This window comes from Pseudomonas sp. NPDC079367 (assembly GCF_044542195.1).
Classification (GTDB): Bacteria; Pseudomonadota; Gammaproteobacteria; order Pseudomonadales; family Pseudomonadaceae; genus Aquipseudomonas.
Genome location: NZ_JBITTW010000048.1, coordinates 10,606 through 30,763 on the forward strand (window position 1 = coordinate 10,606; position 20,158 = coordinate 30,763).

The 20,158-nt window shown below is 59.3% G+C and carries 18 protein-coding genes; 8 read left to right on the top strand and 10 right to left on the bottom strand.

All coding sequences use genetic code 11. The features are described 5' to 3' along the window. Window positions 1–17 precede the first annotated feature (17 nt). Together rep and ACIGDJ_RS25300 are read left to right on the top strand one after the other, a co-directional pair. Complete coding sequence (rep, locus tag ACIGDJ_RS25295; protein WP_397504643.1) at window positions 18–1,994, top strand: DNA helicase Rep; 1,977 nt, start codon at window positions 18–20, stop codon at window positions 1,992–1,994. Window positions 1,995–2,051: 57 nt separating this feature from the next. Then, window positions 2,052–2,624, top strand: a complete 573-nt coding sequence (locus ACIGDJ_RS25300; RefSeq protein WP_016772573.1) for a xanthine phosphoribosyltransferase — start codon at window positions 2,052–2,054, stop codon at window positions 2,622–2,624. 132 nt (window positions 2,625–2,756) lie between these two features. On the opposite strand, the gene ACIGDJ_RS25305 is transcribed toward ACIGDJ_RS25300, so the two are convergent. Further along, window positions 2,757–4,679, bottom strand: a complete 1,923-nt coding sequence (locus ACIGDJ_RS25305) for an acetyl-CoA hydrolase/transferase C-terminal domain-containing protein (RefSeq protein WP_101161597.1) — start codon at window positions 4,677–4,679, stop codon at window positions 2,757–2,759. Window positions 4,680–4,976: 297 nt separating this feature from the next. Here ACIGDJ_RS25305 and ACIGDJ_RS25310 point away from each other — a divergent pair, with 297 nt between their 5' ends. Next, window positions 4,977–5,855, top strand: coding sequence for a hypothetical protein (locus ACIGDJ_RS25310; RefSeq protein WP_312999781.1), 879 nt, complete (start codon window positions 4,977–4,979; stop codon window positions 5,853–5,855). A gap of 14 nt (window positions 5,856–5,869) precedes the next feature. After that, entirely contained in the window at window positions 5,870–6,739 is an 870-nt protein-coding gene (locus tag ACIGDJ_RS25315) for a hypothetical protein (protein WP_397479970.1), read from the top strand. 271 nt (window positions 6,740–7,010) lie between these two features. On the opposite strand, the gene ACIGDJ_RS25320 is transcribed toward ACIGDJ_RS25315, so the two are convergent. The 5 genes from ACIGDJ_RS25320 to dadA all read right to left on the bottom strand — a co-directional run bounded on the left by ACIGDJ_RS25320 (window position 7,011) and on the right by dadA (window position 11,039). Beyond that, on the bottom strand, window positions 7,011–7,424 hold the full coding sequence (locus ACIGDJ_RS25320) for a cytochrome c5 family protein (RefSeq protein ID WP_039757383.1): 414 nt from the start codon (window positions 7,422–7,424) through the stop codon (window positions 7,011–7,013). Window positions 7,425–7,605: 181 nt separating this feature from the next. Beyond that, complete coding sequence (locus ACIGDJ_RS25325) at window positions 7,606–8,154, bottom strand: cupin domain-containing protein (protein WP_016772566.1); 549 nt, start codon at window positions 8,152–8,154, stop codon at window positions 7,606–7,608. Window positions 8,155–8,242: 88 nt separating this feature from the next. Further along, window positions 8,243–9,316, bottom strand: coding sequence for an alanine racemase (alr, locus tag ACIGDJ_RS25330; RefSeq protein ID WP_312999783.1), 1,074 nt, complete (start codon window positions 9,314–9,316; stop codon window positions 8,243–8,245). Between the two features lie 93 nt (window positions 9,317–9,409). Continuing rightward, complete coding sequence (locus ACIGDJ_RS25335; protein WP_397479971.1) at window positions 9,410–9,763, bottom strand: RidA family protein; 354 nt, start codon at window positions 9,761–9,763, stop codon at window positions 9,410–9,412. Continuing rightward, window positions 9,735–11,039, bottom strand: coding sequence for a D-amino acid dehydrogenase (gene dadA, locus ACIGDJ_RS25340; protein ID WP_071172120.1), 1,305 nt, complete (start codon window positions 11,037–11,039; stop codon window positions 9,735–9,737). Before dadA ends, ACIGDJ_RS25335 begins: the two co-directional genes overlap by 29 nt. 153 nt (window positions 11,040–11,192) lie before the next feature. On the opposite strand from dadA, the gene ACIGDJ_RS25345 reads away from it, so the two are divergent. Then, on the top strand, window positions 11,193–11,681 hold the full coding sequence (locus ACIGDJ_RS25345; protein ID WP_010465173.1) for an Lrp/AsnC ligand binding domain-containing protein: 489 nt from the start codon (window positions 11,193–11,195) through the stop codon (window positions 11,679–11,681). Between the two features lie 120 nt (window positions 11,682–11,801). Here the strand turns inward: ACIGDJ_RS25345 and ACIGDJ_RS25350 are convergent, their stop codons facing one another. After that, window positions 11,802–12,155, bottom strand: a complete 354-nt coding sequence (locus tag ACIGDJ_RS25350) for a YkgJ family cysteine cluster protein (protein ID WP_101161606.1) — start codon at window positions 12,153–12,155, stop codon at window positions 11,802–11,804. 146 nt (window positions 12,156–12,301) lie between these two features. Between ACIGDJ_RS25350 and ACIGDJ_RS25355 the strand changes: the two genes are divergently transcribed. Then, complete coding sequence (locus ACIGDJ_RS25355) at window positions 12,302–13,612, top strand: NAD(P)/FAD-dependent oxidoreductase (protein ID WP_397479972.1); 1,311 nt, start codon at window positions 12,302–12,304, stop codon at window positions 13,610–13,612. A gap of 47 nt (window positions 13,613–13,659) precedes the next feature. Here the strand turns inward: ACIGDJ_RS25355 and ACIGDJ_RS25360 are convergent, their stop codons facing one another. Further along, entirely contained in the window at window positions 13,660–13,902 is a 243-nt protein-coding gene (locus ACIGDJ_RS25360) for a DUF1127 domain-containing protein (protein ID WP_312999786.1), read from the bottom strand. A gap of 175 nt (window positions 13,903–14,077) precedes the next feature. Between ACIGDJ_RS25360 and ACIGDJ_RS25365 the strand changes: the two genes are divergently transcribed. Together ACIGDJ_RS25365 and ACIGDJ_RS25370 are read left to right on the top strand one after the other, a co-directional pair. After that, entirely contained in the window at window positions 14,078–15,499 is a 1,422-nt protein-coding gene (locus tag ACIGDJ_RS25365; protein ID WP_101161611.1) for a PLP-dependent aminotransferase family protein, read from the top strand. A 61-nt stretch (window positions 15,500–15,560) separates the two neighbouring features. After that, on the top strand, window positions 15,561–17,129 hold the full coding sequence (locus ACIGDJ_RS25370; protein ID WP_101161613.1) for a phospholipase D family protein: 1,569 nt from the start codon (window positions 15,561–15,563) through the stop codon (window positions 17,127–17,129). 88 nt (window positions 17,130–17,217) lie between these two features. Here ACIGDJ_RS25370 and ACIGDJ_RS25375 read toward each other — a convergent pair whose 3' ends face one another. Both ACIGDJ_RS25375 and ACIGDJ_RS25380 read right to left on the bottom strand, forming a co-directional pair. Then, on the bottom strand, window positions 17,218–18,360 hold the full coding sequence (locus ACIGDJ_RS25375; RefSeq protein ID WP_397479973.1) for an MFS transporter: 1,143 nt from the start codon (window positions 18,358–18,360) through the stop codon (window positions 17,218–17,220). A gap of 186 nt (window positions 18,361–18,546) precedes the next feature. After that, window positions 18,547–20,040, bottom strand: a complete 1,494-nt coding sequence (locus ACIGDJ_RS25380) for an aldehyde dehydrogenase (RefSeq protein WP_397479974.1) — start codon at window positions 20,038–20,040, stop codon at window positions 18,547–18,549. Between the last annotated feature and the right edge of the window lie 118 nt (window positions 20,041–20,158).

Below are 20,158 nucleotides of genomic sequence, written 5' to 3' on the forward strand. Positions count from 1 at the left end.
CCCGGCAGCAATAAGCCGTGTACTACGTGGGCGGCCCTCTTTTTGTGCTCGCCGGTGCTGGCTCCGGCAAGACCAGCGTGATCACGCGCAAGATCGCGCACCTGATCCAGAACTGCGGCATCCGCGCCCAGTACATCGTCGCCATGACCTTTACCAACAAGGCCGCGCGCGAGATGAAAGAGCGGGTCGGCACCCTGCTGCGTGCCGGCGAAGGGCGCGGCCTGACGGTCTGCACCTTCCACAACCTGGGCCTGAACATCATCCGCAAGGAGCATGCGCGGCTGGGCTACAAACCCGGTTTCTCGATTTTCGACGAGACCGACGTCAAAGCGCTGATGACCGACATCATGCAGAAGGAATACGCAGGCGACGACGGCGTCGACGAGATCAAGAACATGATCGGCGCCTGGAAAAACGACCTGATTCTGCCGCCCCAGGCGCTGGAAAACGCGCGTAACCCGAAAGAGCAGACCGCCGCCATTGTCTACACCCACTATCAGCGCACGCTCAAGGCGTTCAACGCGGTGGACTTCGACGACCTGATCCTGCTGCCGGTGAAACTCTTCGAAGAACATGCCGACATTCTCGAAAAGTGGCAGAACAAGGTGCGATACCTGCTCGTCGACGAATACCAGGACACCAACGCCAGCCAGTACCTGCTGGTGAAGATGCTCATCGGCAAGCGCAACCAGTTCACCGTGGTCGGCGACGATGACCAGTCGATCTACGCCTGGCGTGGCGCGCGGCCGGAAAACCTGATGCTGCTCAAGGACGACTATCCGTCCTTGAAAGTGGTGATGCTCGAGCAGAATTATCGCTCCACCAGCCGAATCCTGCGCTGCGCGAACGTGCTGATCGCCAATAACCCGCACGAATTCGAAAAGCAGCTGTGGAGTGAAATGGGCCACGGCGACGAGATCCGCGTGATCCGCTGCCGCAACGAGGACGCCGAAGCCGAGCGCGTGGCCATGGAAATCCTCAGCCTGCACTTGCGCACCGACCGCCCGTACAGCGATTTCGCGATTCTCTATCGCGGCAACTATCAGGCGAAGCTGATCGAATTGAAGCTGCAGCACCATCAGGTGCCGTATCGCCTCAGCGGCGGCAACAGCTTCTTCGGTCGCCAGGAAGTGAAGGACCTGATGGCCTACTTTCGCCTGATCGTTAACCCGGATGACGACAACGCCTTTCTGCGGGTGATCAATGTGCCACGCCGCGAGATCGGCTCGACCACATTGGAAAAACTTGGCAACTACGCCACCGAACGCAAGATTTCGATGTACGCCGCCACCGACGAGATCGGCCTCGGCGAACATCTCGACAGCCGCTTCACCGATCGCCTGGCGCGCTTCAAGCGCTTCATGGACAAGGTGCGCGAGCAGTGCGCCGGCGAAGATCCGATCTCGGCGCTGCGCAGCATGGTCATGGACATCGACTACGAGAACTGGCTGCGCACCAACAGCTCCAGCGACAAGGCTGCGGACTACCGGATGGGCAACGTCTGGTTCCTGATCGAAGCGTTGAAAAATACCCTCGAAAAGGACGAAGAAGGCGAAATGACCGTCGAGGACGCCATCGGCAAACTGGTGCTGCGTGACATGCTCGAGCGCCAGCAGGAAGAAGAGGACGGTGCCGAAGGCGTGCAAATGATGACGCTGCACGCCTCCAAAGGGCTGGAATTTCCCTACGTGTTCATCATGGGCATGGAAGAGGAAATCCTCCCGCACCGTTCCAGCATCGAAGCCGACACCATCGAAGAAGAACGCCGCCTGGCCTATGTGGGCATCACACGCGCCCGCCAGACCCTGGCCTTCACCTTCGCTGCCAAGCGCAAGCAGTACGGTGAAATCATCGACTGCGCGCCGAGCCGCTTTCTGGATGAGCTGCCGCCAGACGATCTGGCCTGGGAAGGCAACGACGACACCCCGACTGAAGTCAAAGCCGTGCGTGGTAATAGCGCATTGGCCGATATACGCGCGATGTTAAAGCGCTAGAATCGACTACTTTTTAATCTACCTTCGGCGCCCATCGCGCCAACAGAGGAAGCTGTTGTGGAAGCACTGCACAAAAAAATCCGCGAAGAAGGCATCGTGCTTTCCGATCAGGTCCTGAAAGTCGACGCTTTCCTGAACCACCAGATCGACCCGGCCCTGATGAAGCTGATCGGTGACGAATTCGCCGCATTGTTCAAGGATTCGGGGATCACCAAGATCGTCACCATCGAAGCCTCAGGGATTGCCCCTGCGATCATGACCGGTCTGAACCTCGGCGTGCCGGTGATCTTCGCCCGCAAGCAACAGTCGCTGACCCTGACTGAAAACCTGCTGTCGGCGACCGTGTATTCGTTCACCAAAAAGACCGAAAGCACCGTGGCCATCTCCCCACGCCACCTGACCAGCAGCGACCGCGTGCTGATCATCGACGACTTCCTGGCCAACGGTAAGGCCTCGCAAGCGCTGATCTCGATCATCAAACAGGCCGGCGCCACCGTTGCGGGTCTGGGCATCGTCATCGAGAAGTCCTTCCAGGGCGGCCGCGCCGAACTGGACTCGCAGGGCTACCGCGTTGAATCGCTGGCTCGCGTGCAATCGCTGAAGGATGGCGTCGTTACCTTCATCGAGTAACGCCACACCACCGCTCCCCTGTAGGAGCTGTCGAGTGAAACGAGGCTGCGATCTTTTGATCCTGATCTTGATCTTCAAACAGATCAAAAGATCGCAGCGTGCCGCAGCTCCTACAGGTTTTGCGGTGAGCCTTTATTGTGCGGTGGCTTGCAGGCCGGTAAGCAGCAAGCGTTGGTACAGCTCATCTTTCAGGCCTTCCGGATTCGTCAGTTGCATCCGCTCAAGATGTTCCGGGAACGCTGACGCCTCCGGCGCATCCAGCGCTGCCTTGCCCAATTCCAGAATTTCGGTCAGCTTGAACTTGCTCTTCAGCCAGTTCAGCGCGCGCAGCAGATCGCGCTCGATCGCGGTGAAATCACAGCCCAGCGGATACTCCGGAAACAGATTCGGGTGCCGCGCGGCAATCGCCTGCAAGCGTTGCGGCGTGTTTTCGGCAAACCGTGGATCGATGCGAAAATCCTTTGGCAGCTTGCCAACCTTCTGCGCCTGTTCGATCAGCCCCGGCTGAAAACGCGAGTCGCTGACATTGAGCAGCGCTTCGATCACAGCCGCATCGGATTTACCGCGCAGGTCGGCGATGCCGTACTCAGTGACGACGATGTCGCGAAGGTGCCGCGGAATCGTGCAGTGGCCGTAATCCCAGACGATATTGGAGCTGACCTCGCCGCCGGACTCGCGCCAGCTGCGCAGGATCAACATCGATCGCGCGCCTTCCAGTGCATGGCCTTGGGCAACAAAGTTGTACTGCCCACCGACACCGCTGAGCACGCGGCCGTCCTCGAGTTGATCAGCCACGCCGGCGCCGAGCAGGGTCATGGTGAACACGGTGTTGATGAAGCGCGCATCGATGCGCTGCAAGCGCTTGAGTTCTTCCTGGCCGTACAACTCGTTGATGTAGCTGATGCGGGTCATGTTGAATTCAAGCAATTTGCTTTGCGGCAACTCGCGCAGCCGTTCATAGAAACTGCGCGGGCCCAGAAAGAAGCCGCCGTGCACCGAGACGCCGTCAGGCTGGGCAGCTTCGTCGAGGGTGCCGGCGTTGGCCTGCTCCTGCGTCGGCACATCCGGATAGACCTTGCGCCGAATAATCCCGGCATCCGCCAGCACCAGCAGGCCGTTAACGAACATCTCGCTGCAACCATAAAGGCCTTTGGCAAATGGCGCGGTGCCGCCCTCGCGCTGGATCAATCGCGCCCATTGGCTGAGGTTGATGTCATCGAGCAACGCCTGATAACCGGCGTTATCGGCCTGACGAGCAAGTAACGCAGCGGTCAACGCATCACCCATCGAACCGATACCAATCTGCAGCGTGCCGCCATCGCGCACCAGCGTACTGGCGTGCAAACCAATGAAATGATCCTGGAAGCCCACCGGCATGTTCGGCGTGGAAAACAGCGTGCTGCTGTCCTTCTCGTCGACCAGCAGATCAAAGGTGTCGATGTCGACTTCCGCATCGCCGGGCATGTACGGCAGATCCGTATGCACCTGGCCGACCAGCACAATGGTCTCCCCCGCCTCGCGGCGCTTGGCGATCATCGGCAACAGGTCGAGGGTGATGTCCGGATTGCAGCTCAGGCTTAAGCGATCAGGGTGTTCGCTGCTGCTGGCGAGCAATTGCGCCACCAGATTCAGCCCGGCGGCGTTGATGTCGCGAGCGGCATGGCTGTAATTGCTGCTGACGTAATCCTGCTGCGCCGGCGCGCTGTTGAGCAGGCTGCCGGGCTGCATGAAGAACTGCTGGATGCGGATGTTGGCGGGCAGGCTGTCGCGCTGCAGATCGGCGAGGAAATCGAACTCCGGATAATCACCGAACACCCGCTCGACGAAGGGCTCGATGAAGCGCTTCTGCAAGCCATCGCCCAGATTCGGCCGACCGAGGCACAGCGCGGTATAGATCGTCAGTTGCCGCTCGGGCAGGTCCGTGATGCGCCGGTACAGCGCGTTGACGAAGTGATTTGGCTTGCCCAGCCCCAGCGGCAGGCCCATGTGGATGTGCGCAGGCAAGCGTGCCAGTACGTCGTCCACTGCCTGTTCGATCGAACACAACTGCACCATCTGAAGCCTCCCGCCCGTTCCGTTGATAGGGGTAGACCGAGATTGCCGGGGAATTACTTCCGAGGGAAGGCGATTGGCGCGAAAAAGGTTCGACAGAAGGCGAATCAGCGCGCTAGCTCGGCAAGCGACCCACCTTACACACGTACAACTAGTTTTCCTACATCACCTGTAATTCAATCACGCGAAATTACCGGACGCGTCTGAATTGAACTTATTTCAAACATCGCTAGCATTGAACACATGATCAAAATGCTCTTCAGAAAAATTAACCGTTAATATCCGAAGCAGAGACCCCCAATGAAAAAAAATCTGGTACTTTGCTGCTTCGGCCTGGGCATTTCGATCCTTACGAGCGCATCACCTTATCTTATCGGCAACGCAGTTAATTCTTATCTTGCCGGCGACAACTTGTATTTATATACGCTCGCCAGCGCCTCGCTGTTCATTATCGCCACTCCCCCCCTAAAACTGACAGCCAATATCTACTTGCAGAGGACCATTGCGAGCACAAGGTATACCTTGAAAAAAATGATACTGACTCACTTGCTAGACAAACATGTCGAGCACACGCAAAAACCAGGCGAGCAGATCGAACTGATCGATGGCGACGTTGATGGCTCGATGTATCTATATCATTCAATTTATTTTGATGTATCACTGAACTGCTGCATCATCATCGCTGCGCTCTGGGTGACTGCCCACTACCATCCACTTCTGGCACTCGCGCCGCTTAGCGGCCTCCTTTATGCCACTGCAACATATGTTCTAACTCGAAGAAACAGCAGTTCACTTTTTGCTGATTATGTTCAAGAGAATACCGTAACAGTTGGCACCATCTGCGAGCATTTATACAATTCAACACCCTATACCGACAGGGTCAAGCTCAGTATAAAAAACATCGAACGCCTCGCTTTTCGTTCAAACCTCAAAGCATCGACTTTCGAATCAATTTCAAGCTCATGTTACCTGATAGCGATTGTGGTTTTATTATTGGTTGCGGCACATCTGCTCAGTACCGGCGATTCGAATATAGGCGCTATTCTTGCCTCAACCATCTACCTTGAGCGCGTGCTCAGTCCGGTGATGTCACTGATATCCATCTATTACTCGAGCAGAGAGGCATCTTACAGACGTAGTCGGATTCGCAGTTACGGGCTACAGCGTGAGGGCCATTGACTATGTTTATATGCGTGCGAAAAAACCTGATCGTTTTTGTCCTTTCGGTAATTTGCCTAACTTTAGCCGCCGTATGTCAATTGCTAATACCATCAGTCGTCGCCAAAAGCCTGACTGCTCTCATCGCCGGCGCTATTAGCGCTGAGTTTTATATTGTTCTTATCGCAGTTCTTTTAGCCAAGCTGACAATGCAAACTCTGGGCAGCTCCTTGGCAACGCTGATGGAAGTGAGATCTCGCTTTATCCTTATCAACTTCATTGTGCATGATGAACGGCCGCCTCCATTATGCTCTCGCGTAACAATGATAAAGGAAGATGCCGAAAAAATTGCCTCCGTCATTCATGACGCAATCCACCTTTTCGGCTCCTGCATTTTGGCGTTTTCCGCAGCTTATATTCTGCTTAGGCAAAACGTCTACTTTTTCCTGCCCATCGCTTTTATTGTTTTATTAACGTGTGTGCAGTTGAGGTTTGCCAAGCCCTTGATCCAACGTCTATATGAAGCAGAAATGTCCAACGAAGAATTATATAAGGGGTCGCTCATTGATATTTTCAAACTATCCAGCCACGAGGCGAAAATTCAACTTTCCAAAAGTTGCGATTATCTGAAGGACACCGTACGAGCGCGTTACAAGTACCAGAAAGAGAGCACCATACAGTCCTTCTGGCCGGAACTGGCCATCTCGGCGGGGACGGTATCGGTCATTTTATTCAGCGCCACTGCAACACCGGAACTGTTTGGCGAGCGCCTCATTGCCTGTCTTGGCTATATCGGAATTTTCACCATAGCCAGTACGAGTTCGATAAGGCTCGGCATAACCATGATTGGCGTGAAGGTATCCGTCGATAGAATCTTCAGAGGGGTGTCGCCTGTCGCACGGTGAAGCGATGGAGACGCTGTTCAACACCGCTTCAAAGCCTTGGGCAATTCATCACCGCCACTCACTCTCCCCTCATCATGTCGATCCCGGGATGTGATCTGAGGCAGATATCGGGAGGGCGTTGCGAGCAAAAAATGCCGGAAGATACCGATGCTTACGCTGTGTACAAAGCGGTGCTCAATTCCGCCGGCGCCTATATCACGAAGAACATGCAGTGATATTGCAGGCACAAAAAAAACCGTCCGAAGACGGGTTTTTTCGAAGGCGCCGCTGATTACAGACCGGACATCTCTTTGATCGCACCTTTGAGCTCTTCATCGGAGCAATCGGCGCAGGTGCCTTTTGGCGGCATGGCGTTGATGCCGGTGATGGCCTTGGCAAGGATGCCGTCCAGGCCACCCTGATGATCGGCGCGCTCTTTCCAGGCGGCCTTGTCGCCGATTTTCGGCGCGCCCAGCAGGCCTGTGCCGTGGCAAGCGTTGCAGTGCTTGGCAATCACATCTTTAGGTGCCTTCGCCCCGCCGCCACCGCCAGCGGTCGCAGCCACTTCCATGCCTTTGCATTCCTGCCCTTGAACACACACCTGGCCGACGGGCTCGAGGCGTTTGGCAATATCGTCATTCGTCGCAGCTTGAGCGCTGACAGCCCAGAGGGCCAGTACGGTTGCTGGTGCGGCCAGCATTTTCATAATTAGGTTCACGCGTTCACCCTCAATGGTGGCTATTCACGCCTGCGGCCACGGTTCGCAGGCGGGCGCAAGTATAGCGGGTAGGTCGCTGTACTGAAACAACCCCATGGTTAAAGGGGTCTTGTTGCCCATCGGTAAAACGGTCCGGGTGCCTTCGCCGCAATGGCCTGGCGCCTCTTGCTTAGAAATTCGCCGGCGTGGCTGCGCTGATTAGTCGCGCCGGAACGTCGAACGGATTACGGAAACGATGCGGCTTGGTACTTTCAAAATAGTAGCTGTCGCCAGCTTCGAGAATAAAAGTTTCCAGCCCCACCACCAGCTCCAGGCGACCTTCAACCAGAATCCCGGTTTCCTCGCCTTCGTGGGTGAGCATTTCTTCGCCGGTGTCGGCGCCCGGCGGATAGATTTCATTGAGGAAGGCGATGGCGCGGCTAGGGTGCGCGCGGCCGACCAGTTTCATGGTCACGGCGCCGTCGGAGATGTCGATCAGCTCGTTGGCCTTGTAGACGATCTGAGTCGGTTGGTCCTGCAGGATCTCTTCGGAAAAGAACTCAACCATCGACATGGGAATCCCGCCGAGCACCTTTCTCAGCGAACTGATCGATGGGCTGACGCTGTTCTTTTCGATCATCGAAATGGTGCTGTTGGTGACGCCCGCGCGTTTGGCGAGTTCACGCTGGGAAAGCCCTTTGAGCTTGCGGATCGATTGCAGTCGTTCACCGACGTCCAAGGCAGGAGCCTCCTGATGTTGTAAGAATATTGAGCGTTATCATGGCGACAGCGTTCAGTATTTACAACACTTGGCCCCCGCAGCGGCGTCAACCCTCGGAATAGAGCCTTGGCACCCGTTTCAGGTTGCAGAAGATCTGATACGGAATAGTCTCGGCCCATTTCGCTACGTCGCTGGCGAGGATATTTTTGCCCCACAGCTCGACAGTAGAACCGAGGCCCGCTTCCGGCACGTCGGTCAGGTCGATGCAGAGCATGTCCATCGACACACGCCCCAGCAGGCGGCTGGGTTTGCCGGCCACCAATACGGGTGTGCCGGTCGGGGCTTGGCGCGGGTAGCCGTCGGCGTAACCCATGGCGACCACGCCGATGCGCATCGGCTTGTCGGTGATAAATCTGGCGCCATAGCCGATCGGTTCGCCGGCCGGCAATTCACGCACGCTGATGACGTTCGATTCGAGGGTCATGACTGGTTGCAGGCGTTCGGCGAAGGCGTTGGCTTCTTCGAACGGCGTCGCGCCGTAGAGCATGATGCCCGGGCGTACCCAGTCACTTTTGATGTCTGGCCAACCGAGCACGGCTGGCGAGTTGCGCAGGCTGACTTCCGCCGCCAGGCCCTGACGTGCCGTTTCGAACACCGCGACCTGCTCGGCGCTGCTCTGCGCGTGCAGTTCATCAGCGCGGGCGAAGTGGCTCATCAACACGATTTTCGCCACCTTGCCGCTGGCCAGCAGACGCTGATAGGCCGCTGGATAATCTTTCGGATGCAGGCCGACGCGGTGCATGCCGGAATCGAGCTTGAGCCATACCGTGATCGGTTTGCTCAGGACTGCCTGCTCGATCGCTTCGAGCTGCCACAGCGAATGCACCACGCACCAGAAATCATGCTCGACGATCAACGCCAGCTCGTCAGCTTCGAAGAAGCCCTCCAACAACAGTACCGGCGCACGAATCCCGGCAGCGCGCAGCTCCAGTGCTTCTTCGATGCAGGCCACGGCAAAGCCGTCCGCCTCGGCTTCCAGCGCCTGGGCGCAACGTACCGCGCCATGGCCATAAGCGTCCGCCTTGATCACCGCGAGCGCCTTGGCGCCGGTGACTTCGCGGGCTATTCGGTAGTTGTGACGCAGGGCTTGAAGGTCGATCAGGGCACGGGCAGGACGCATGGCGGCAGACTTCTGGGCGGTCATGGGAAGAAAAACCGGCGCTGGCTGACGGTATGGACCACCAACAGCACCGGGAGAGGGATCTTTAAAACGTTATGGCAGCGCGGCGACGATGGAGATCTCCACCAGAATGCTCGGCTTGGCCATTTTCGCTTCGACGGTGGCGCGGGCCGGCGCGGCGCCTTTTGGCAGCCAATGGTCCCACACCGCGTTCATCCCGGCGAAGTGCGCTTGGATGTCGTTCAGGTAGATCGTCGCCGACAACAGGTGCTGCTTGTCCGTGCCGGCCAGATCGAGCAGACGTTCGATGTTGGCCAGTACGTCGCGGGTCTGCTGTTCAATTCCGGCGTCGAAGTCGTCGCCGACCTGCCCGGCCAGATACACAGTGCCATTGTGGCTGACGATCTGGCTCATGCGCTCATTGGTGAGCTGGCGCTGGATTGACATGTTTTGCGGACTCCTGGGTCTGGTTGCCGTAACGGGAAATATCGAGGCCTTCGGCGCTGATCTGGGGCTTTTTCTTCGCCATCAGGTCGGCTAGCAAACGGCCGGAACCGCAGGCCATGGTCCAGCCGAGCGTACCGTGGCCGGTATTGAGAAACAGATTCTTGAACGGTGTTGCGCCAACGATCGGCGTACCGTCCGGCGTGGTCGGACGCAGGCCGGTCCAGAAACTCGCTTCGGCCAGATTGCCGCCCTGAGGATAAAGGTCGTTGACGATCATCTCCAGGGTTTCGCGCCGACGCGGGTTCAGCGACAGGTCAAAACCGGCAATCTCGGCCATGCCGCCAACGCGGATGCGGTTATCGAAACGGGTGATCGCGACCTTGTAGGTCTCGTCGAGAATGGTCGACGTCGGCGCCATATCCGGATTGGTGATCGGCACGGTCAGCGAATAGCCCTTGAGTGGATACACAGGAGCCTTGATACCCAGCGGTTTGAGCAGTTGTGGCGAGTAGCTGCCGAGCGCCAGCACGTAACGGTCAGCGGTCTCCAGCTTGCCGTCGATCCAAACGCCGTTGATGCGATCACCGGCGTAGTCGAGTTTCTGGATGTCCTGGCCGAAACGGAATTCCACGCCGAGCTTGCGCGCCATTTCGGCGAGACGGGTGGTGAAGATCTGGCAGTCGCCGGTCTGGTCATTGGGCAGACGCAGCGCGCCGGCGAGAATGTCGGTCACGCCTGCCAGCGCCGGTTCGACGCGTGCGATGCCGGCGCGATCAAGAACCTCAAACGGCACGCCGGACTCTTTCAGCACAGCGATGTCCTTGGCGGCGTTATCGAGTTGCGCCTGGGTGCGGAACAACTGCGTGGTGCCGAGGCTGCGACCTTCGTAGGCAATGCCGGTTTCGGCGCGCAATTCGTCGAGGCAGTCGCGACTGTACTCGGACAGACGCACCATGCGTTCCTTGTTAACCGCGTAACGGCTGGCGGTGCAGTTGCGCAGCATTTGCGCCATCCACAGGTACTGATCGATGTCGGCGGTAGCCTTGATCGCCAATGGCGCGTGGCGTTGCAGCAGCCACTTGATCGCCTTGAGCGGCACGCCCGGCGCGGCCCACGGCGAGGCATAGCCCGGCGAGACCTGGCCGGCGTTGGCGAAACTGGTCTCCATGGCCGCAGCGGGCTGCCGGTCGACCACCACCACTTCAAACCCGGCACGCGCCAGATAGTAAGCACTGGCGGTACCGATGACGCCGCTACCCAAGACCATGACGCGCATTTTCAATCCCTCATCGCGGCTTTCCGCCGAACTGTTTGTTAGAGCAATGATGGGCGCAGTGTAAAAAAGAAATGCCAGTGCTTTTCACTATATAAGCGCCTATATTTGGCGACAATTCTCGGCAAAAACCCTTTTCACGGAGGCGCATCCCCTATGCGTACCAACACCCAGACCAAACGTGAGCTGGACAAGATCGACCGCAACATCCTGCGAATCCTGCAGGCCGACGGGCGTATTTCGTTTACCGAGCTGGGGGAAAAGGTCGGCCTCTCCACCACCCCGTGCACCGAGCGCGTGCGGCGTCTGGAGCGCGAAGGGATCATCATGGGCTACAACGCCCGGCTCAATCCGCAGCATTTGAAGGGTAGCCTGCTGGTGTTCGTCGAGATCAGTCTCGACTACAAATCCGGCGACACATTCGAAGAATTCAGACGCGCGGTGCTGAAGCTGCCGCATGTGCTGGAATGTCATTTGGTCTCAGGAGATTTCGACTATCTGGTGAAGGCGAGGATTTCCGAGATGGCCTCGTATCGCAAATTGCTCGGCGACATTCTGTTGAAGCTGCCGCATGTGCGCGAGTCGAAGAGTTATATCGTGATGGAAGAGGTGAAAGAGAGCCTGTGCCTGCCGATTCCGGATTGATCACCGCAATGATCGTTCCCATGCTCTGCGTGGGAATGCCTCTTCGGACGCTCCGCGTTCGGCCTTTGAGACGCAGAGCGTCCCCGGCTGCATTCCCACGCAGAGCGTGGGAACGATCACTTAAACCAACACCTGCCGGTTCGCCGCCATGTACTCGAAGATCTGCTTTTCCACCTTCGGATGTATCAACTCCAGCGGGCGCCGCTCGTTCGGGCACGGCAAGGTCTTGGTGGTACCGAAGAGTCGACAGATCAGCGGCCGCTCTTCATACACCGTGCAGCCATTGGGTCCCAGGTGCACACAGTTGAGCTCTTCGAGGGCCGCATCCTGCTCGGCGCGGGTCTTGCGCGGCAGCCGAGCCATCTCCTCTGGCGAAGTTGTCACCGGCCCGCAGCAGTCGTGGCAGCCCGGCACGCATTCGAACGTGGGGATCTGCTGACGCAGAGCGCGGATTTTCTGGCTGTTGCAGCTCATCGAAACAGTAACCACAGTGGCGGGCTGATGATTGTGCCGCAAAAGCCCGCATCCAGACACCGCAGCCCGACCGATGTTGCTCACGTTCGGGCGTGCGGCTTATGCTCCGTCAAATTTTTTCGACACTCAGCCGTTGGATGATGCCCATGACCGCCCGCGCCCAGATCATCGCGAGCCAACCCCACGTTGCCTCTTACTACGCCGCCAGCAGCCTGCCGCAGCCCGACTATCCCTTGCTACAGGGCGAGGTGGTGGCTGACGTGTGTGTGGTCGGTGGCGGCTTTTCCGGGTTGAACACGGCACTGGAACTGGCCGAGCGCGGTTTCAGCGTGGTGTTGCTGGAAGCGCACAGGATCGGCTGGGGCGCCAGCGGTCGCAATGGCGGACAACTGATTCGCGGTGTCGGTCATGGCCTCGATCAGTTCGCCAATGTCATAGGCGCCGATGGCGTGCGCGAGATGAAGCTCATGGGCCTTGAAGCCGTGGAGATTGTGCGTCAGCGCGTTGAACGTTTCAGCATTGCCTGCGACTTGACGTGGGGCTACTGCGACCTCGCCAACAAGCCTTCCGATCTCGACGGTTTTGCCGAAGACGCCGAAGAGTTGCGCGGCCTCGGTTACCGCTACGAAACCCGTCTGTTGCAGGCCAGTGAAATGCACACGGTGGTCGGTTCCAAGCGCTACGTGGGCGGCTTGATCGACATGGGTTCCGGGCATCTGCACCCGCTGAATCTGGCGCTGGGCGAAGCGGCAGCAGCGCAGCAGTTGGGCGTGCAGTTGTTCGAGCGTTCGGCAGTGACCCGTATCGATTACGGCCCCGAAGTAAAGGTGTACACGGCACATGGCTCGGTGCGGGCCAAGACCCTGGTGCTGGGCTGCAATGCCTATCTCAACGATCTGAATCCGCAATTGAGCGGCAAGGTTTTGCCCGCAGGCAGCTACATCATCGCCACCGAGCCGTTGAGCGAAGCTCAGGCCCACGACCTGCTGCCGCAGAACATGGCGGTCTGCGACCAGCGTGTCGCCCTGGATTATTACCGACTGTCAGCGGATCGACGCTTGTTGTTCGGCGGCGCCTGCCATTATTCGGGGCGCGATCCGAAAGACATCGCCGCTTATATGCAGCCGAAGATGCTTGAGGTATTCCCGCAACTCGCTGGGGTGAAGATCGATTATCAGTGGGGCGGGATGATTGGCATTGGCGCCAACCGCTTGCCGCAGATTGGCCGGCTCGCCGATCAGCCGAATGTGTATTACGCCCAGGCCTATTCCGGGCACGGCGTGAATGCCACCCACTTGGCGGGCAAGCTGCTGGCCGAGGCGATCAGCGGGCAACAGGGCGGTGGCTTTGATCTGTTCGCCAAGGTGCCGCACATCACCTTCCCCGGCGGCAAGCATTTGCGCTCGCCGTTGTTGGCGTTGGGGATGTTGTGGCATCGGCTGAAAGAGTTGGTCTGACGAATCAGGATCGTTCCCACGCTCCGCGTGGGAACGATCTGTGGTATTCAGATCCGCCAAAATGGTTTCAACCCCTCCTCCCGCGCCTGCTCCCGCGTCAGCCCGACATCCTTGAGCTGCTCCGCCGTCAATCCCAACAACGCCTTGCGCGTGTGCAGACGATGCCAGAACAGACCCCAGCGACTCAGGCCGGACGGTGCGTTGCGCAGCAGATTGCGCGCGCTGTCCTTCTGCCCTGCCGCCAGTTCCTGACTGTGTAACGTCAGCCGCACATCGCTCAAGCCGTTCATTTTTGTTGCTCCTGTTTACTTGGGTAGCCAGAGATTCCATGATGCGGGGGCGGGCAAAACCGTTACAGACGCAACGAAGCTGTATTAAATCCATACAGATTCGTGGAATGGTTCACTGAATGATTGTTTTTTTCCGCATCTGTACTGGTTTCCATCAAGACGCACCGAGGCCGCCATGACTCTGTATGTAAACCTCGCCGAATTGCTCGGCACTCGCATCGAGCAAGGCTTTTATCGTCCCGGCGACCGCTTGCCGTCGGTGCGTGCCTTGAGCGTCGAACACGGCGTGAGCCTGAGCACCGTGCAGCAGGCCTATCGCGTGCTTGAAGACAGCGGTCTGGCCACGCCAAAACCCAAGTCCGGCTATTTCGTGCCGGTCGGTCGCGAGCTGCCGGAATTGCCTGCGATCGGCCGCCCGGCGCAGCGGCCAGTGGAAATTTCGCAGTGGGACCAGGTGCTGGAATTGATCCGCGCCGTGCCACGCAAAGACGTCGTGCAACTGGGGCGCGGCATGCCTGATGTTGGCTCGCCAACGATGAAACCGCTGCTGCGGGGACTGGCGCGAATCAGCCGCCGGCAGGATATGCCCGGCCTGTATTACGACAATATTCATGGCAACCTCGAACTGCGCGAGCAGATCGCACGACTGATGCTCGACTCCGGCTGTCAGTTGAGCCCCAGCGATCTGGTGATCACCACTGGCTGCCACGAAGCGCTGTCGACCAGCATCCACGCGATCTGTGAACCGGGCGACATCGTCGCGGTGGATTCGCCCAGCTTCCACGGCGCCATGCAGACCCTCAAAGGCCTGGGCATGAAAGCCCTGGAGATTCCCACCGACCCACTCACTGGCATCAGCCTCGACGCGCTTGAACTGGCTCTGGAGCAATGGCCGATCAAGGCCATTCAGCTCACTCCCAACTGCAACAACCCCCTCGGTTACGTCATGCCCGAGTCGCGCAAACGCGCCTTGCTGACCCTGGCCCAGCGTTTCGACGTGGCCATCATCGAGGACGACGTGTATGGCGAACTGGCCTACACCTACCCGCGCCCGCGCACGATCAAATCCTTCGACGAAGACGGCCGCGTGTTGCTCTGCAGCTCGTTCTCCAAGACCCTGGCGCCGGGGCTGCGCATCGGCTGGGTGGCGCCCGGCCGATATCTGGAGCGGGTGCTGCACATGAAATACATCAGCACCGGATCGACCGCACCGCAGCCGCAGATCGCGATTGCCGAGTTCATCAAGGCCGGCCATTTCGAGCCGCACCTGCGGCGCATGCGCATGCAGTACCAGCGCAATCGTGACGCGATGATCGACTGGGTGACCCGCTACTTTCCCGCCGGCACTCGCGCCAGTCGCCCGCAGGGCAGCTTCATGCTCTGGGTGGAACTGCCGGAGGGTTTCGACACCCTGAAACTGAATCGTGCGCTGCACGATCAAGGCGTACAGATTGCCGTCGGCAGCATCTTTTCCGCCTCGGGCAAATACCGCAATTGTTTGCGGATGAACTACGCTGCCAAGCCAACAGCGCAGATCGAAGAAGCGGTGCGCAAGGTCGGCGCTGCGGCAATCAAATTACTCGCTGAGGCCGACTGACCTTTTTTGCGCGCCCGGCGTCAAAAATGCCGACCTCAACCGCCAACCGGAACGATCCTACGTGAGCTTCAGACAGCCCCTACTCGCTTTACTGATACTCGCCTCGTTCCTCAGCGGCTGCGCCAGCCTTGATGTACCGCGCGAACCGAGCCAGGCCCTGCCGGCGTCGCAATCCAGCTTCGGCCGTTCAATTCAGGCTCAGGCCGCGCCCTACCAAGGGCAATCGGGGTTTCGCCTGCTCTCCGATAGCGGCGAGGCCTTTACCGCCCGGGCCGAGCTGATTCGCCATGCTCAGGTCAGCCTCGACTTGCAGTACTACATCGTCCATGACGGCATCAGCACGCGGATGCTGGTGGAGGAAGTGCTGAAGGCGGCCGACCGTGGCGTGCGCGTGCGCATCCTGCTCGATGACACCACCAGCGACGGCCTCGACCAGATCATCGCGACCCTGGCAGCGCATCCGCAGATTCAGATCCGCCTGTTCAATCCATTGCACCTGGGGCGCAGCACCGGCGTAACACGCGCGGCCGGGCGACTGTTCAATCTGTCCGTGCAGCACCGGCGCATGCACAACAAGCTGTGGTTGGCGGACAACAGCGCCGCCATCGTCGGCGGGCGCAATCTGGGCGATGAATATTTCGACGCCGAACCCAATCTGAATTTCACCGACATCGACATGCTCAGCATCGGCCCGGTCGCCGAGCAGCTCGGGCACAGTTTCGACCAGTACTGGAACAGCGCGCTGAGCAAGCCGATCGAGGAATTTCTCTCCAGCCAACCGACCGCCGCCGACCTGCAAAACACCCGCACGCGCCTGGAAGAGTCGCTGGAAGAAACCCGCAAGCAGAACCACGGGCTGTATCAGCAGCTGATGAAATTCACCACCGATCCGCGCATGGACATCTGGCGCAAAGAGCTGATCTGGGCGTGGAATCAGGCCTTGTGGGATGCGCCGAGCAAGGTGCTGTCCAAAGGCGAGCCTGATCCCCACCTGCTGCTGACCACGCAACTGGCGCCGGAACTGACCGGTGTCAGCAAAGAGCTGATCATGATTTCCGCGTACTTCGTGCCCGGTCAGCCGGGGCTGGTCTACCTGACCGGGCGCGCCGATGCCGGGGTCTCCGTGAACCTGCTGACCAATTCGCTGGAGGCCACCGACGTGCCGGCGGTGCACGGCGGTTACGCGCCCTATCGCAAGGCTCTGCTTGAACACGGGGTGAAACTCTATGAACTGCGCCGCCAGCCTGGGGATAACTATGGCAGCGGCCCGCGGGTGTTCTACAGCAAGTCGTTTCGCGGTTCGGATTCCAGCCTGCACAGCAAGGCGATGATCTTCGACCGGCGCAAATCGTTTATCGGCTCGTTCAATTTTGACCCGCGCTCGGTGCTGTGGAACACCGAGGTCGGCGTGCTGGTCGACAGCCCGGAACTGGCCGAACACGTGCGCGCACTGGCGCTGCAAGGCATGGCGCCGACCCTGAGTTATCAGGCGAAACTGGAGGACGGCCAGGTCGTCTGGGTCACCGAAGACAACGGCCAGATGCACACGCTGACCAAGGAACCGGGGAGCTGGTGGCGGCGCTTCAACTCGTGGTTCAGCACCAGCGTAGGCCTGGAGCGGATGCTGTAAAAAGCAAAAAGATCGCAGCCTTCGGCAGCTCCTGCAGGAGATATGCATTCCTACTGCAGGAGCTGCCGAAGGCTGCGATCTTTTGCTCTCAAGCAGTCTGCGTTGTGCCAAAGGCCCCCTGGCGCAACAACAAAAGCACCAGGCCAAAAGCCCCGGCCGCCATCAACAGCGGCAATGCATGCCCGTTGATCCACTGACTGCCCGCCCCCGCCGCCAGTGGCCCGACCAGACAGCCGACACCCCACAACTGGGCGATATGCGCATTGGCACGCACCAGCGCATCGTCTCGATAACGCTCGCCAATCAGAATCAGTGACAAGGTAAACAAGCCGCCGGCACTGGCGCCGAACAGCACCCACAACGGCCAGATCAGCAGCGTGTCGAGCAACATCGGAATGGCCAGGCTCGACAGCATCAACACCACCGCGCACCCGGCGAACAGCGTGCGCCGCGACAGATAATCGGCCAACGCGCCAATCGGCAATTGCAGCAGCGCATCGCCGACCACCACGGTGCTGACCATGGCCAGAGCGATTTCGGCGGTGAACCCCTGTTGCAGGCAATACACCGGCAGCAACGTCAGGATCATCGCCTCGAACGCGGCGAACAACGACACCGCCCAGGCAATCGCCGGCAACTCGCAGGCAAAGCCCCACAGATCGCCAAAGGTCACGCTGTTGGCCTCACTGCTCGGCGCGCCGCTGCGCCCCAACAGCAAGAAAGGCGAGAGCGTCAGCAGACCGACCCCGACCCAGAAACCGTAATCATGCTCGGTGCCAAGCGCCCCGAGCAGCAACGGGCCAGACAGTTGACTCAGCGCATAGCTGCTGCCATACAGCGCTACCAGACGTCCGCGCCACTGCTCGACCACCAGTTGATTGATCCAGCTCTCGCCGAGGATGAACACGATGGTCAGGATCACCCCGATCAGCAGGCGCAGCAGCAACCAGATCGGATAACTCGGCAGCAGCGCCAACAGGCCGATCGACAGTGCCCCGGCCCACAGGCACAGACGCATCAGGTTCGCCGTGCCGAAATACGCGGCGAGATGGCTGGAAATCTTCGCCCCCAGCAGCACACCGATTGCCGGCATGGCTGCCATCACACCGATGGCGAACGAGCCGTAGCCCCAGCCCTCCAGACGCAACGACACCAGCGGCATGCTGACCCCCAGGGCCAGGCCGACACTCAAGACAGACGCCAACACGGCGAAATACGTCGCCCACCGCATGTTCCACGCTCCTGTGGATTGTTTTATGTGCACCACAAAACCAGTGTGGGAGCGGGCTTGCTCGCGAATACGGTTTCACATCCAGCAGATCTGCTGACTGATAAACCGCCTTCGCGAGCAAGCCCGCTCCCACAGGGGATCTCTGTATGGTTCGGGAGCCTGAGCCAACCAGACTCCCTGATCAGCTTACAGCTTGATCCACGTCGCCTTCAGTTCGGTGTACTTGTCGAACGCATGCAGCGATTTGTCGCGACCGTTGCCCGACTGTTTGAAGCCACCGAACGGGGCGGTCATGTCGCCGCCATCGTACTGGTTGACCCACACGCTGCCGGCGCGCAGGGCCTTGGCGGTCAGATGCGCCTTGGAGATGTCCTGGGTCCATACCGCTGCGGCCAGGCCGTATGGCGTGTCGTTGGCGATCTGGATGGCTTCTTCGGCGCTATCGAAAGCGATCACCGACAACACCGGGCCGAAAATCTCTTCCTGGGCAATCTTCATCGCATTGCTCACACCATCAAAAATGGTTGGCTCGACGTAGGTGCCGCCGGTTTCCTGGAGGATGCGCTTGCCGCCGGCGACCAGTTTGGCACCATCGCTATGGCCGGACTCGATGTACGACAGCACGGTGTTCATCTGCTGGGTATCGACCAGAGCGCCGACGTTGGTCGCCGGGTCGAGCGGATTGCCGGGCTTCCAGGTTTTCAGCGCTTCGATCACCATCGGCAGGAATTTGTCCTTGATCGAACGCTCGACCAGCAGACGCGAACCGGCGGTGCACACTTCGCCCTGGTTGAAAGCGATGGCGCTGGCAGCGGATTCAGCGGCGGCCTGCAGGTCCGGCGCATCGGCGAAGACGATGTTCGGGCTCTTGCCACCGGCTTCCAGCCAGACACGCTTCATGTTCGATTCGCCGGCGTAGACCATCAACTGCTTGGCAATCTTGGTCGAACCGGTAAACACCAGCGTATCGACATCATTGTGCAGACCCAGCGCCTTGCCGACAGTGTGGCCGTAGCCCGGCAGCACGTTGAGCACGCCTTTCGGAATCCCGGCTTCAACGGCCAGCGCAGCAATGCGGATGGCCGTCAGCGGCGATTTTTCCGACGGTTTGAGGATCACCGAGTTACCGGTCGACAGCGCCGGGCCGAGTTTCCAGCAGGCCATCATCAACGGGAAGTTCCACGGCACGATAGCGCCGACCACCCCAACGGGCTCACGAGTCACCAGACCCAACTGGTCATGGGGGGTCGCGGCGACTTCGTCGTAGATCTTGTCGATCGCTTCACCGCTCCAGCTCAACGCCTGCGCCGCGCCCGGCACGTCGATGTACAGCGAATCGCTGATCGGCTTGCCCATGTCGAGGGTTTCCAGCAGTGCCAGCTCTTCGGCATGCTGCTTGAGCAGGCTGGCGAAGCGGATCATGGTGGCTTTGCGTTTGGTCGGCGCCAGGCGCGACCAGACACCGGAATTGAACGTAGCACGGGCGTTTTCGACGGCACGGTCAGCATCGGCGGCATCACAGCTGGCAATCTTGCCGAGCAGACGGCCATCGACCGGGCTGATGCATTCGAAAGTTTCACCGGAGACGGCGTCGGTGTATTCGCCGTTCAGGAAGGCGCGGCCTTCGATTTTCAGATCGCGGGCGCGTTGTTCCCAGTCGGCACGAGTCAGGGTGGTCATTCGGGTGTCCTCCTCTTATTGAATACGAGCACCGCAAGCACTGCGGCGCTGTTCAAGAATTCTGCCCGGCCAGCCTGCACTTTCGGCCCGAGGCACCCGCCACCCTAAACCAGCGACC